Raw genomic sequence first — 15,540 nt, forward strand, 5'->3', positions numbered from 1 at the left:
TAATGGAGAAAGCAGTAAATCAAGACGAGCATACTCCAGATGGACATTTGAAAATTTTAGAAAAATACGATACGGAATCTCGGTTCAGGGTATTTAAAAATAAAAAAATGACACTCGTTATCACTCTGATTGCCGTCGGTTTTTCCTTATATCATTTATATACTTCGGTGTTGGGGGCACCTCCAACATTAAAACATCGTTCGATACATGTTGCGTTCGTATTGGCGCTCATCTTTTTGCTTTATCCCGCCCGCAAAAAAGGGAGCCGCAGCCAGCTTGTTTGGTATGATGTGATTTTGGCGCTTTTATCGGTGGCGACAAGCGTTTATATTTTTGCGGATTATTTAGGGATCATTCAGCGGGGAGGTATACCGAACAATACCGATATTGTATTTGGTGTACTACTTGTGGTGCTCGTATTGGAAGCGGCAAGAAGGGTAACAGGATGGGCACTGCCGGTTTTGGCCGTTCTCTTTTTCTTGTATGCGCTATATGGGAGAAATTTTTCAGGCATATTCAGGCATCGCGGTTATGAGTGGGACATGGTCGTCAACCAGCTTTATGTGACAACAGAGGGAATATTTGGAACCGCTATCGGTGTTTCCGCCACTTATATTTTTCTGTTCATTTTATTTGGTGCCGTGCTCGGCAGGTCGGGAATGGGACAATTTTTCAATGATTTTGCCCTGGCGGTTGCGGGCCACACAAAAGGCGGACCCGCCAAAGTAGCTGTTTTGGCGAGCGGCATGCTTGGCAGTATTAACGGCTCGGCCATTGCAAATGTAGTGACGACCGGGGCTTTTACGATTCCGCTGATGAAACGGATCGGTTACAAAAATAACTTCGCTGGTGCTGTAGAAGCGACCGCCTCCGTCGGGGGGCAAATTTTGCCGCCGATCATGGGAGCCGCAGCCTTTATCATGGCAGAAGTATTGAGTATTCCGTATTCTACCGTTGCCCTTGCAGCCATCTTGCCGGCGGCTTTATATTATTTGGGCATCATCACCCAAATTCATCTTCGGGCTTCCAAAGAAGGATTGGAGGGAATCAAGCGTTCAGAGTTGCCGAAAATATCAGAAGTGATGAAAGAAAGAGGACATTTGTTTTTGCCGCTCGTATTTTTAATCTACATGCTCTTTTTCAGCGGAAAGACAATCATTTTTGCGGCCTTTTGGACGATTATCATCACTGTCCTTGTTGCCCAATTAAGAAAAACAACCAGAATGTCTTTTAAAGATATTGTGGGCGCTTTGGAAGATGGGGCCCGATCCGCGTTGTCGGTAGCGATCGCATGTGCCGCCGTGGGCATTATTGTCGGAGTCGCAACATTAACCGGCTTTGGCTTAAAGCTTGCAAATGGGATCGTTGCGATAGGTGGAGAAAGCTTAATGTTGACTCTTATCTTCACGATGATCGCCTGTATCATTTTGGGAATGGGACTGCCTAGTATCCCCACTTACATCATTACTGCGACTATGGCCGCTCCCGCCCTTGTAAAATTGGGAGTTGAACCATTCGTCGCTCATATGTTTGTCTTTTACTTCGGACTGTTTGCAAACCTGACCCCTCCAGTGGCGCTCGCCGCTTTTGCTGCGGCAGGTATTTCAGGGGGGAGTCCGATGCGAACCGGCTTTGTGTCGATGAAACTGGCCATCGCCGGGTTTATCGTACCGTATATTTTTGTTTACAACAATGCATTGCTCATGATAGATACAACCTTTTTAGAAGGAGCGGTGGTAACACTCACTTCCATCACGGGTGTCATCATGCTCGGAATCTCTGTGGAACGCTACTATTTCGTTCCGCTCAGTTGGCCGCTAAGAATCATTATGTTCCTTGGCTCCATCATGCTGATTACGCCAAACATGCTTCAAGACTTGGCCGGCTTAGTGATCTTAATCATTATAACGATCCTTCAATGGATGAAAATGAAAAAGAATCATCAAGAACTTACGGCTGCATCCTAAATGGGATGTGGCTAGCCCTTCAGCTTGCAGAGGAAGTGGATGGCAAGCCGTAAGTAAATCGAAAAAAATGGCAGTCATTATCTGAATCGGCGAGTGAATGGGAACATGACGAATTATTACCTGAATCGGCGAGTGAATGGGAAAAGTGGACAGTGACTTTCGGCGTCGCGAGTGTATAGTGATTTCCAGAAGCCGCAAGTGAGTCTTAAAAGTGGATAGTAACTTCCAGAGGTGGTGAGTAAATCGTAAAAGTGGCTAGTGACTTCTAGAATTGAAAAGTACTTCCAGAAGTTGCGAGAAATCGAAAAAGTGGATAGTAAATCGAAAAAGTCGCTGGTTAACCCCAAAAAAGACGAGTAAATCCCAAAGGGTGTAACGATTTGCTGTCAATAAGCTTTTGAGGGTTTCTCGACAATTTGGGGCTGGGACACAACTAAATCAGCTGATGAAAAAACGAACAATAAAGTGAAACTTCATTTCTTGGTATGCCTTTTCCAAGAAATGTTAGTTGAACCAATCGGGCATTTAGGTGCCGTTTTCTCCCACTTAGACCTTTTGTATCAACTCAGGTCTTGAAGTGGTGTATATGGCACCTTACATGCGGGATAAAGTGAAACTTCATTCAGTAGGGCTCCTACTGAATGTTAGTTGAACGAATCGGGCATTTAGGTGCCGTTTACTCCCACTTAGATCTTTTGTATTCACTCAAGGTTTTGAAGTGGGAGTCTTACGGCACCTTACATGCGGGACAAATTGTCCTAGGTAAATACGCAAGCTTTTAGCGTAGTCAAAATAGGTAGACTCCTGCGGGAATAGCTCGAGCTGAAGATCCCGCAGGAAAGCGACCTTTGCTTTTCGAGAAAGCTGAAGAGACCTGCGGAAAGCGAAATATTTTGACGTAGCGATGATAGGGCTTTTTTTTACACAAAATTTAAATGAATTGTTCGGTTTTTGCTATTTCGTATTTGCTTATGTCCCAGCTTCTTTTTGCACAAAGGATATAGGGGAATGTATTTCATCATCGCGGACATGTTCATGACTCAAGTATAGGCGCAACTGGGAATGATCCCCTGTTGCGCCTTAAACGGTTTCGCGCTTTCCTTATCATGCACATGAAAGATCTAAATTGGTCTGCTTAAAGAATAAAAGCGGTCACCTAAAGAGAACGATTTACATAAAAAGATAATAAGGTTACAGGATGAACTTCATCCGGCCTTGTAAAGGCGACAACACCTATTGACTGCACCGTCCTTCTTTTTTTGATGTTGGCGATCCATTAACTGACGTGAGGTGCTTTTTCATAAATACAGTTACGGGCATTATGATTCTCTGTAACTGTATTTCGAATATATGGATACATGAAATATTCAGAAAATTTTCTTGTTCAATAAAATTACTTTTGTTATACTAGCACTATATCCAAAGGATCTAAAGAAATAAACTGCAGTTATATTGAATAACATTTTATGAGTACGCTTTTATGAAAACGCTATCAAAAAAGGGGGAATAAAGATGCATAGGAAAAGAAGGTTGGGTTTCCTGGTGCTGATGATGGTGGTTATGTTGACCCTGGCCGCATGCGGGGGAACCGGAGAGAAGAAAAAAGTGGCGATAGGACCTCCAGCCAGTGAGACAAACACTGCTTCGAAGTTGATTTTAGACGCGTATGGGATTGAAGAAGGGCATTTTGAAGAATTTCAGGAAGGATTTGGTGATGCGGCAGAAGGGGTACAGGATGGGAATATTGATGTGTCCGTTGGTATTCTTGGGTTGCCTGCTGGAAGCATCGAGAGCCTCCAAGCATCAGTAGGGGATGTGAAAATGCTTGAGCTTTCAGATGAAGCCATACAATACATTGAAGAAAACAGCGGCTATAAAAGGTATACGATACCGAAGGATACGTATGATTTTCTTGATTCGGATATAGAAACAGTGACAGCTTACGCTATATTAATGGGGAATACGAATACGATTGACGAGGAACTTGGTTATGAGCTGGCTAAAACGATGATTGAAAAAGCGAGTGAAAATACACACGCCCAAGCGGTACACATGACGCTTGAAAATGCGTTAAAAGGCGCTGAAGGGATGCCGATCCATCCCGGTGCGAAAAAGTATTATGAAGAGCAGGGAATAACGGTGGATAATCCAGTAGCGGAATTGAAGGCTGACAAGGGAGATAGAAAACAAGAATTGATTTTGGGCACGGGAAGCCAAGGCGGCACCTATTACCCGCTCGGTGGAGAAATGGCCAATATTTGGAATAAGTATTTGGACGGCATTAATATTACAAATACTGAAACTGGCGCATCCATTGAGAATCTGTCCAGCATTCGCGATGACAATATGGATCTGGGCATGACTGTCCATGTACCAGCTCTTGCGGCCATAAAGGGAGAAGGGGACTTTGAAGGTGCCGAAGCGGGAAATGCGGCATTTATCGGCCATATTTATCCTGAAGTCATTCAAATTGTGACTCGTGAAAAAACGGGAATTAACAGTTTGGAAGATTTAAAACAGTAATCGGTGAAGAGAATGGAACAAAAGCGAGTAGAAGATTGAATCGTTACCAAGGAAATACGCCTGAGAAACTTAAACACCAAATTAACAAGAACGTATCCAGTTGTATACATGAAAAAGCGTATTACATCAATACACAGAAGTCTTTTAAGCGTTAAAAGAAATTCTATCACACTATTTAATGAAGGAAAGAGATGATTTGAAGTGGTCATCTCTTTCTTGCCTATTACTTCTAAAGGTGGTGGCTTGCGCGCATGAACGAAAACCTCAATAAAAATGCCCAGGAAATCCTGGAGAGATATGATAGAGAAAGTCAATTTAGACAAAGAATAGGGAGGTGGAAATGGGTAGTCACGTTTTTAGGTGTTTATTTGACGGTCTTTCACTTATATACGGGCTACTTTGGCACACTCCCTTCTCAAAAGCAAGGAGCTGTCCATCTGGGAACAGCCCTGGGAATCATTTTTTTGTTATATCCGGCCAAAAAAGGTATGCACCGGTTACAAAAAAATGTGCCATGGTATGATGTTGTGTTGGCTTTTACGGCCATGTATGTTACCTACCATAAAATCATTTTTTTCGACGCCCTCTTAAAAAGCCGTGTGACAGGGTACAGCACAATCGACATTATTATTTCCGCCATCGGCATTTTACTCGTACTGGAGGCAACCCGCAGAACAGTCGGCGTACCGATTGTTGTAGTGGCGAGCATTACGATTTTGTATGCCATTTTTGGCAAACACATTCCGACTACGATATTATCTCATCCGGGCTTTTCGATTGACAGGATTGCACCCAACATCTGGTATCAGGAAAGTGGTGTTTTCGGGACCCCGATTCAAATTTCAGCAAAATTTATTTTCCTGTTTTTATTTTTCGGGGTCATGTTGATTCATACGAAAATTGGTCAGTTTTTTAATGATTTGGCTTTTTCCTTGACAGGGCGATTTACGGGAGGTACGGCAAAAACAGCTGTGGTGGCAAGTGCCTTGCAAGGAATGGTCTCCGGAAGTTCTGTCGGAAATACGGTTGCCTCAGGGTCTTTTACGATTCCCATGATGAAAAAGTCCGGATTCAAGCCGGAGTTTGCCGGCGCAGCAGAAGCCTCTGCTTCGACAGGAGGACAAATCATGCCGCCCATTATGGGGGCTGCCGCTTTTATTATGATGGAATATTTGGGCGTTCCTTACTCAACCATCATGCTGGCAGCGATCATACCAGCAACATTGTATTTTACGGGAATCTTCATCGGCACCCACTTCGAAGCAAAAAAGCTAGGTATTTTTGGAATGAAAAAGTCTCAGCTTCCTGTATTTAAGGATTTAATGCTTCGCAACGGCTATATGTTGCTTCCGATCATTCTCATGATCGGCACCATTCTTTCAGGATTTACGCCGCAGCGTGCCGCGATGTTGGGGATCGGCGCCGTTTTCGTCATCAGTTTTTTTCAAAAAGGCACAAGGCTTTCTTTCCGGAAAATCATTCATGTTTTGGAGCAGGGGGCAAGGGTAGCCCTCCCGGTCATTGCCGCGGTTGCTACCGCGGGGATTATTGCGGGAGTCGTCAGTATTACAGGACTAGGAGCCAAATTTGCAGCAGGGATCATCGCCTTATCCGGAGGACACTTGATTTTGGCACTTTTTTTTACAATGATTGCTTGTATCGTCCTTGGGATGGGCCTTCCGACGACGGCCAACTATGTTGTGACAGCAACTGTAGCGGCACCGGCGCTTATTAATGAATTTGGACTCGCACCTATTGCCGTCCACCTGTTTGTGTTCTACTTTGGTATTGTCGCTGATATTACGCCGCCGGTTTGTTTGGCTGCTTATGCCGGAGCGGGGATTGCCCGGGCCAATCCATTTAAAACCGGAGTAACGGCCGTAAAACTGTCTATTGCGGCATTTATCGTTCCGTATATTTTTATTTATAATCCCATATTTGTGTTGGTGGACGTTACACCAATAAAGCTCATCATTGCTTTAATGGGCGCTATCGTCGGAATGATTGCCGTCAGCAGCGCCGTTATCGGCCACTTTTATCGCAATTCCCTTCCTTGGGAGCGCATGGTCCTGTTTGCCGGCGGCATCATGATGATTTTCCCCGAAACCATTTCGGATTTGGTTGGCGCCGCGCTGATCATCGGAATATGGTTTATACAAAAACAACGAAAGGATGTTGAGAGGGGAAGCGCGAATGAGAGGGCTTCCGTATAGCGTTCGTCATGGTCTGCAAAGGAAGTGGTTTATAATCATAAGCTGGGAAAAACCTATAAAAATGAACAAACCGCATGAAATCAAATGTAAATACCTTGATTTCACGCGGTTTTATTTTCACGATTTGCAGGGAATTTCAATTTGTTTTCTACTAATGTCCCAGCTTCAACTTATGTGGTCAATGGTTTATTCATTGGTATGATTGTAAATCCTTCACTCTAGCAATCTATTTTTACTTTAAATACCAACGCCAATAAGGTTTTCAGCGGCAGAGCAAATGGTATTTCACTTTACGAATCTATTTTACTTCTAAATACCAACGCCAAGTGAGAAGAGAATGACTGCGAGAATGACGGTGATGATGGGAACGGCCACTGTCATAGCTCCAAACGCGGGGTATGCGTCTTTATGAGTTTCCCCTGATATCGCCCTTATTGTCGTCACGGCATATCCGCCATGCGGAAGAGAATCGAGTGTGCCCGATGACATGGCGACCGTCCGGTGCAGTGCTTCTGGATTGACACCCATATCTAAATAAAAAGGTCCTAAGATGGGCAAAGCAATCGATTGTCCGCCAGAAGACGAACCTGTTAATCCGGCGATTACCATGACCGCCAAGGCCCCTCCAATTAAAGGGTCTCCGGGAATACTTGTCATGAAATCAACTGCGGATTCAAAAGCAGGGGTTATTTTGGCAACTCCCCCAAACCCTACAACAGCAGCCGTATTTCCAATGGCAATGAGAGCGCCTATCGTACCTTCGCCCACCGCAGCCGAAAAGTTTCTAAAATACTTTCTATTTAATATCCATGTTGAAAGAATACCGCTAAGCAACGCTAGTATAAGTGCCGACTGGGCTAATGTATCATGAAAAATGAAAGAAACGATCAGAACAAATAATAAAGGAATCAAACTGATAAGTGGATGCGGCAAATCGTTTCTGATTTCGGTATGATCGGTGGCCCTCTCCATAAAATGTTCACCGTTCCTAACGGCTTTTCTGATCATTTTCATCAGCCACCAATAGCCGAAAATAAGCATAAACATCGCGGTGATGAAACTTACTTCCCATCCGGCATATGGGCTTGTACCCAGGTAGGGGATTGGAATCCAATTTTGAATTTCGGGTGAACCCGCAGATGTCATTGTAAACGTCGTGGAACCAAAGGCCATTGCGGCAGGAATAAATCTCCTGGGCAAATTGGCTTCCTTGAATAAGCTAACTGCCATAGGATAGACTGCAAAGGCTACCACAAACAAGCTGACTCCGCCATATGTCAGTACGGCACAGGCAAGGATGATGGCGAGCACAGCATTTTTCATACCGATTTTTTCGACAATCCAGCGGGAAACGCTATCTGCAGCCCCGCTGTCCTCCATTACCTTTCCGAAAATGGCCCCTGCCAAAAACATCAGATACCATGATGATATAAATCCGGCGAAACCATCCATATATCCAGTGATAAAGTCCGTCTGGTCTTCAGAAGCAAACGGGGGAAAGAGAGGGATTCCATTCAACACTGCTACGAAAAATGCCGAAAGGGGAGCAACGATCAGAAGATTCATCCCTCTCATCACAAGAACGGTTAATAAAATCAGTCCGCCAATCAATCCGAACATATTGATCATAAAAGGCACCTACTTTTTTTAAAAAACATAAATTATTTCCCTTTATTTCCATATTTCCGAACGCGCAGTAAAGCCTGCTCCGCGTGACCGGAAAAATTCTCCAATTGGCATAGCCTTGCCGCATATTCTCCAATAAAGGCACTTTGTTCTTTCGAGGTGATTTTTTGATAAGTGACCGTTTTAAGGAACTTTCCTACCCAAAGTCCGCCTGTATATCTGGCCGCCCTTTTTGTCGGCAACGTGTGGTTTGTTCCGATTACTTTATCTCCATAGGCTACATTTGTCTCAGGACCCAAGAACAAGCAACCGTAATTTGTCATATTCTCCAAAAAGAAATCAGGATTTTTTGTAAGGACTTCCACATGCTCAAATGCTAATTTATCAGCTTCTACTAAAGCTTCCTGTTCATTTTCCACCAGGATAATTTGTCCATAATCCTCCCATGACGCTTTGGCCACATCGGCAGTAGGCAATATTTCCAACTGCCTCTTGATTTCCTCGAGGGTTTGTTCGGCAACTTTTCTGGATGTTGTAATTAACGCTCCTGGTGAAGTTGGTCCGTGTTCACCTTGCCCAAGAAGATCCGTTGCGATCATTTCTGGATCACTTGTTTCATCGGCAATCACCAATGTTTCCGTAGGACCAGCAAACAAGTCAATTCCTACACGGCCGAAGAGTTGCCGCTTGGCTTCCGCGACGAAGGCGTTACCAGGGCCCACAATCATGTCGACTGCTTCAATGGTCTCGGTTCCAATAGCCATTCCAGCCATCGCTTGGATACCACCAAGAATATAAATTTCATCCGCTCCTGCTTTATGCATGGCATAGACCGTCGCGGCTGGAATTTGTCCATTAATAGGAGGGGTACAGGCAATTACTCTTTTGACTCCGGCTACTTTTGCGGTTAGCACACTCATATGCGCGGAGGCTACCATTGGGTAACGACCGCCAGGAATGTAACATCCTACACTGTTTACCGGGATGTTTTTATGCCCGAGAATTACGTTTGGCATTATTTCCACTTCGATATCTTGCATCGATTTTCTTTGTTCTTCTGCAAACCTTCTTATATTATTTTGGGCAAATTCAATATCTTTGGCTGTTTGCTGAGGAATGGAAGATACGATTTCATAGATTTGATCATTACTTAATCGAAAGCTGTTCGGGTTCCAATGATCAAACTTGAGCGACAATTCCCTGATTGCCCGATCCCCTCCTACTTCGATTCTCTTAATGGTAGAGCTTACAATTTGAGAAATTTTCTCATCGTCTTGTTGAATTGCTTTTGCTACTTTCCCTTTCTTTAAATAAGTTGCCATTTTTTTCTCTCCCTTTTGGTGCATACGTATGCAAGGCATGGTAAAAGGTTTTGCATACGTATGCAATTCAAAATATATGTTTAAAATATTATATTAACCGTTTTCACTTGTCAACATGTTTTTATGAAAGTGATAAGAAGCCCCGCGTAAGGGGGGCCCACGCATAAGGGAGAATACCCACGTATAGAGAAAAATACCTGCGCATAGGGGAAAATACCCGCGCATGTGGGAAAAATACCCGCGTATAGAGAAAAATACCCGCGCATAGGGGAAAATACCCGCGTATAGAGAAAAATACCCGCGTATAGGGGAAAATACCCGCGTATAGAGAAAAATACCCGCGCATAGGGGAAAATACCCGCGTATAGGGGAAAATACCCGCGTATAGGGGAAAATACCCGCGTATAAGCAGAAATACGCGCATATAAAGCAAAATCCGCGGATGAGCGGAAAGTTCTTGACATGCGGCGCTCCGTTTTTTCAATATGTGACTTTCATTAAATTACGATCTTCTCTTTTGCAGATCGATCTCTCCTGCTTCCTAAGAAGGCCTCTTTTCATGTAGTATGAGATGGCCTTCTTTGAGAACAGGGTTTTTAAACGGTTGTGTTCCGGTGAATAAAGTGTCCCTTCACTTTGATTGTTTGCGGCTCTTTTCTTTGTTTACTGGACATTAAGATATTGATCGTCTCATCAACCATTTCCTGAACTGGCTGGATCCATGTGGATAAAGCGTAGTTAGGCCAAGAAGACATTCTAATATCATCGAATCCAATAACTGCCGTCTCTTTGGGGATGCGAACGTTTTTTTCTTTAAGCGCGTCCAGCGCACCCAGGGCGGTTATATCATTAGCGCCGAAAATGACCTCCGGTTTGTGCCCGTCTTCTATGAATTGTTTTGTCACATGGAATGCTCTTTCGTATGTATAATCTCCCTCTATTATTTTTACATCTATTCCTTTTTCTTTTAGATATTCTGTGAACCCTTTTTGCCTGTCTCTATTGGTAGATGTATTGATTTTTCCAGTAATATATACGATATCTGTGTACCCTTTTTTATAGACATAAGCCGCAATTTCCCTTGCTGCATATATATTATCACAGCTAACCGAGTTGCATAATAAACTCTTTTCATACCGATTGAACAATATGACAGGGATATCATTTTTCCTTAGCTGTTCGACCAGCTTCGAAGACAAGAGGGCATCTGTCACAATGATTGCTTCTACATTGTATTCCAGGAAATGATGGATTTCATCTTGCTGGATTTCTTCATTTTCCGTATAAACGAATAATACAAAATATCCTTTTTCTCTAAGCTTTTTTGAAAAAATTCCTAATACCTCATGGTAGAATGGGTTTTGAATATCTTTCATGGCCAGGCCAATGATATTCGTTTTTTTGGTAATCAGGCTTCTAGCTAAGGCATTCGGATGATAATTCAGTACTTCTGCGGCTTCGAGCACTTTTTTTCTTGTTTTTTCCGATACACTAGCTCCTGGGGTAAATACCCTAGATACCGTTGATTGCGATACATTGGCTAATTTAGCAACTTCAGTGGCTGAAACTACTTTCTTTACCATTTAAAATACTCCTTAAACTGTTCCAATGAATTTTTAATGTGACATGATAAATCGGTTTTAAATGGACATCTCTCGCTAATAACATCATTCAAAATCTCAATTCAATTAAATCAAATGATGACACTTCGGCTAAAAGCTGTGCCGGGAGTGCGTTTGTCACCTATATGCGCTTATTTTACCCAAGCTCCCGATCGGAAACAATGACGCCATCTTCATCGGCATACACGTAATCTCCGGGTTTCCATGTAACTCCTCCAAACTCCAAAATACCTCCGCGTTCTCCTTTTCCCTCTTTTTTACTTTTCAAAGGGTTTGTTCCAATGGCTAATATGCCGACATTGATATTGGCTAGATCCGCCGAATCTCTGACACAGCCGTTGATAATCACTCCAGCAAGTCCTCTGGCTGCGGCGATGCCCGCCAAACGATCTCCCATTAAAGCGCAGTTCCTGGAACCTTCTCCATCAACCACCACAACCGAATGTTCAGGGACATTTTCCAGTGCTTGTAAAAAAAGGACGTTGTCTTCATGTACTTTTACAGTCTCCACTTTTCCGAAAAAGCGAGCTTTTTTCCCGTATGAGTGAAAGTCTATTTTACATACTTGCACATGCTCGGAATGATGGTCGCATAGATCCGCCGTTTTGAAATTTGTCATGGAATCTCTCCTTCTACATCATTTCAGCTTTGTCGTATACCTTTAGTATACAAAGTTTTGGAAAATTTGTCGCAGCTCCTTCTTATTTTGGCCTGCCTTTCATAAGCCAATGACAGCATCATAGAGCGTTATCATCATCAAAAAGGGTTTTTTAACCCCTTTTTTAAGAGCGGACAAAAAAATTCACCATTTGGAGGTGGATGAGTCAACTATTTTCGTTACAGCATCAGCTAAGCTCATCATCAAAGAATGGAGGTAAAACGTTGCTAAGTGGGGAGCAACTGCCCAATAAAGGCCCGATTAATCCGGGTAGACAGACAAGTAATGTTTCCAGTGACATTCCCAAGCTTTCAAGGGTGCCGCACTCACAAAGGCGAAACGATGTTTGTTCCAAGCCAAGAGGGTTCGGGTGTAGCAAGGTTGTCATTGCCTTTCCGTTCCTTATCATCATTCCGCTATTGCTTCATTCCGTTACCGCTTCAAGGCATTGACAACCGCCAAGTATTTTTTTCCTCCCAAAGATTGTTGCAACCCGCGGCAATCACAATACACAAACATTGACAACCGCCAAGTATTTTCCTTCTTCCCAAAGGCGCCGTGACGTACAGGTGTGTTTGTGCACAAGACAAGCAAAGTTTTGATCGCATCGTCAAGCCGCGAAGATAAAGAGTAAGTTTTATCCAGAGTCTCGCCGTCTATGCATCTTGCCAACAGCGCGCTTTGGTCTGAGCCTTTGTTCCGCGTCTTAGCAGTGGGGTTTTGAGTTCGCTGACTCAACATTTTACTTTGATGGCTATGGATACAGCTCTTGATGTTGGCGTTTCGAGGTTTTACTGGCCAACATGTTACATCGTGCGGCCATGTTCCGAGGGCTTTTTCCTACTACTCCTTAATTCCCTTTTTGATAAAAGTCTTTTAGATGCTGTAAAAACGCTTGAATAGCTGTTGAAAAAATCATTCCTTTTCGATATATTGCGCCTATTTCCATAACCGGAACGTTGTCTGCTATTTTAACCAATTTAATAGGCAGGTCAGTGGCGTAATCTGCATAAAGCTTGGGAAGTATAGTAAAACCGTTGTTCAGAATGGACATTTTAATGAGTGAGTTTGTATCGGATAATTCAACGATCGGCTCTAATCGGAAACCGGATTTTTTACTAAATAAATCTACCTCTTGGCGGATCAAATATTGTTCAGGCAATAAAAACAGTGGGTACTCTTGTAGTTCTTGCAAATGAACTGTGTCTTTTTCGACTAATGGGTGATGGTTGGATAATACGACATATAGCTTAGAGGAAAAAAGTGGAATGGTCTCTATTCTTGGATGATGAATCGGCAAAAAAACGATGCCCAGGTCAAATTCGGAATTCAAGAGCCTCTCGACGGTTTTTTCAGTTTTAAGGTCAAAGACAGAAATTTTAATGTTGGGATATTGCTTATGAAAGGAAAGCAATGATGAATAAATGAGATGATTTCCAGAGCTCCCTATTCGTAATTTTCCCCGGTTCAGCCCCTTCAATTCTTGAATAATCGTTTTTGCTTGATCCAATTCGAAAAACACTCTGTTCACGTGCTCCAACAGAATCCTTCCGGCTTCAGTCAATTCAACCTTTTTCCCGCCTCTATGAAATAAGACAGTGTCTAACGTGCTTTCAAGCAAGCGAATTTGCTGGCTGAGTGTGGGCTGGCTAATTCCCAGCCGTTCGGCGGCCCTTGTAAAGTGGAGTTCCTCTGTAACGGCCCAGAAATAGTTCAGCAAACGCAGTTCCATGTTTTCTTCCTCCTTTTTCATAGATCATATCTATCAAAAGTATAGATGTAATCGTATTGTACTGACGTCCTAATGGAATTACAATTTAATTAACGCGATTTTCATTTTTCAAAAAATAACAGAAGGGTGTAGTGGACTTGAGTATGTATACAACAAGTAGAGCATTTCTTGAGGCTTTGCAAGAAGCGGGGGTATCATACCTTTTCGCCAATTTTGGCAGTGATCACCCGGCTATGATAGAAGCATTGGCTGATGCCAAAAGAGAAGGTCGAACATTGCCGGAGGTCATCATTTGTCCACATGAAATGGTCGCGCTCAGTGCCGCCCACGGCTATGCTCAGATAACCGGAGAACCACAGGCAGTCGTTGTCCATGTTGAGTGCGGAACGCAAAACTTGGGTGCGGCTATCCATAATGCTTGGAAAGGCCGCGTTCCAGTTCTCATTTTTGCGGGAACCTCACCTATTACGCAAGAAGGAGAGCTTTTAGGAAGCAGAAATGAATTTATTCACTGGATTCAGGATGTTCCCGATCAACGAGGCATTGTAAGGGGATACATGAAATATGATTATGAAATCAAAACGGGAACGAATCTAAAACAAATCGTACATCGGGCATTGCAGATTGCCAAGACAAGTCCCCAAGGCCCGGTTTATTTAATAGGTTCACGAGAAGTAATGGAAGCGGAAACCGAACCGGTAAGCATCAATCCAGAGCAGTGGGAACCAGTGGCGCCGCGCGGTTTGGCGCCCATGGAAATACAGCCGATAATAGAAGACTTGAAAAAAGCTGTCAATCCTCTGGTGGTTACTTCGTATATTGGAAAAAACGAAAGGGCGGTAGAACAATTAATCGCATTTTGTGAAAAATTGGCGATCCCGGTACTTGAGTCTGTTCCCAATTATATGAACTTCCCGTCTGATAACATACTCCATTGTGGTTATCAGTGGAATACCCCTGCGCAAAATACCGTTCTGGAAGAAGCCGACTTCATTCTCGTTATTGATAGTGATGTTCCTTGGATTCCCTTTAAAAACAAGCCATCAAGGGATGCTGTCATTTATTATATCGACGAGGACCCATTAAAAGAAGGCATGCCGCTATGGTACATTCCCGCAAAACGTTTTTTCGCCGCTGATGCGGAAATAGCCCTTCAGCAATTAAACGCGGCCTTGCTTACAACCGACATTCATAGGGAGCAAGTTATAAACCGAAGACAGCGGATCAAAGAATATCATGATGCGATGCGCGGGAAACAGGTTGCCGCGGAGAAATATCCAAAAGATGTTATTACGCCCGAATATCTGTTGGCGGCGATCCGGGAATTATGTGATGAGGACACCATCATAACCAATGAGTTAATTTCAAGTTATGAAGTATCGTATACCCATTTGAACCGGAAGAAGCCCGGTTCCATATTGGGCAGCGGGGCTGGGGGACTTGGCTGGAATGGAGGCGCGGCCATAGGAGCCAAGCTTGCAGCCCCTTCCAAAACAGTGATCAACTTAATTGGTGATGGGTGCTATCTGTTTAGTGTACCTTCTTCCGTCCATTGGATTTCCCGTAAATATAAGTTGCCCTTTCTTACAGTTATTTTTAATAACAGGGGCTGGAAATCTCCCAAACTTTCTACTCTGGGTGTTCACCCTGACGGGATTGCCAAGCAAATGAATGAGTTCTTTGTAGATTTTACGCCGCATGCAGATCTTTCGAAAATCGCGGAAGCAGCAGGAGGAGCCTATGCAAAAAAGGTTACAAGACCGGAAGAAGTGAAAGCAGCGTTAAAAGAGGCGCTTCAAGCAGTAAAGTCTGGCAGGTCCGCTGTTTTGGATGTCTATTTGCAAGCTATTAATAAAGAAAATGAGGAAGGAGATTGA

The 15,540-nt window shown here is 43.4% G+C and carries 10 protein-coding genes; 5 read left to right on the forward strand and 5 right to left on the reverse strand.

Annotation, left to right across the window (positions count from 1 at the left end):
* Positions 1–2: 2 nt before the first annotated feature.
* The 3 genes from JOC94_RS05920 to JOC94_RS05930 all read left to right on the forward strand — a co-directional run bounded on the left by JOC94_RS05920 (position 3) and on the right by JOC94_RS05930 (position 6,703).
* On the forward strand, positions 3–1,967 hold the full coding sequence (locus JOC94_RS05920) for a TRAP transporter permease (RefSeq protein WP_077113104.1): 1,965 nt from the start codon (positions 3–5) through the stop codon (positions 1,965–1,967).
* Positions 1,968–3,479: 1,512 nt separating this feature from the next.
* Entirely contained in the window at positions 3,480–4,490 is a 1,011-nt protein-coding gene (locus tag JOC94_RS05925) for a TAXI family TRAP transporter solute-binding subunit (protein WP_077113105.1), read from the forward strand.
* A gap of 251 nt (positions 4,491–4,741) precedes the next feature.
* The gene (locus JOC94_RS05930; protein WP_077113106.1) at positions 4,742–6,703 is read left to right on the forward strand and encodes a TRAP transporter permease; all 1,962 of its coding nucleotides are present in this window, start codon (positions 4,742–4,744) and stop codon (positions 6,701–6,703) included.
* A gap of 309 nt (positions 6,704–7,012) precedes the next feature.
* Here JOC94_RS05930 and JOC94_RS05935 read toward each other — a convergent pair whose 3' ends face one another.
* The 4 genes from JOC94_RS05935 to rraA all read right to left on the reverse strand — a co-directional run bounded on the left by JOC94_RS05935 (position 7,013) and on the right by rraA (position 11,892).
* Positions 7,013–8,332 (reverse strand): GntP family permease, encoded by a 1,320-nt coding sequence (locus tag JOC94_RS05935; RefSeq protein WP_077113108.1) that lies wholly within the window; start codon positions 8,330–8,332, stop codon positions 7,013–7,015.
* 32 nt (positions 8,333–8,364) lie between these two features.
* Positions 8,365–9,651 carry a histidinol dehydrogenase gene (gene hisD, locus JOC94_RS05940; RefSeq protein ID WP_077113109.1) on the reverse strand — a complete coding sequence of 429 codons (1,287 nt, stop codon included), beginning with the start codon at positions 9,649–9,651 and terminating at the stop codon, positions 8,365–8,367.
* A 596-nt stretch (positions 9,652–10,247) separates the two neighbouring features.
* Positions 10,248–11,234: a LacI family DNA-binding transcriptional regulator gene (locus tag JOC94_RS05945; RefSeq protein ID WP_077113110.1), complete on the reverse strand. Its 987-nt coding sequence runs from the start codon at positions 11,232–11,234 to the stop codon at positions 10,248–10,250.
* Positions 11,235–11,409: 175 nt separating this feature from the next.
* Positions 11,410–11,892 (reverse strand): ribonuclease E activity regulator RraA, encoded by a 483-nt coding sequence (rraA, locus tag JOC94_RS05950; RefSeq protein ID WP_077113111.1) that lies wholly within the window; start codon positions 11,890–11,892, stop codon positions 11,410–11,412.
* 200 nt (positions 11,893–12,092) lie between these two features.
* Between rraA and JOC94_RS05955 the strand changes: the two genes are divergently transcribed.
* Positions 12,093–12,383 (forward strand): hypothetical protein, encoded by a 291-nt coding sequence (locus JOC94_RS05955; protein ID WP_171973974.1) that lies wholly within the window; start codon positions 12,093–12,095, stop codon positions 12,381–12,383.
* 398 nt (positions 12,384–12,781) lie between these two features.
* Here the strand turns inward: JOC94_RS05955 and JOC94_RS05960 are convergent, their stop codons facing one another.
* Positions 12,782–13,663, reverse strand: coding sequence for a LysR family transcriptional regulator (locus JOC94_RS05960; protein WP_171973975.1), 882 nt, complete (start codon positions 13,661–13,663; stop codon positions 12,782–12,784).
* Positions 13,664–13,806: 143 nt separating this feature from the next.
* Between JOC94_RS05960 and JOC94_RS05965 the strand changes: the two genes are divergently transcribed.
* Positions 13,807–15,540, forward strand: coding sequence for a thiamine pyrophosphate-requiring protein (locus JOC94_RS05965; protein ID WP_077113113.1), 1,734 nt, complete (start codon positions 13,807–13,809; stop codon positions 15,538–15,540).

The organism is Siminovitchia thermophila, from assembly GCF_016909185.1.
GTDB classification, from domain to species: domain Bacteria; phylum Bacillota; class Bacilli; order Bacillales; family Bacillaceae_C; genus Siminovitchia; species Siminovitchia thermophila.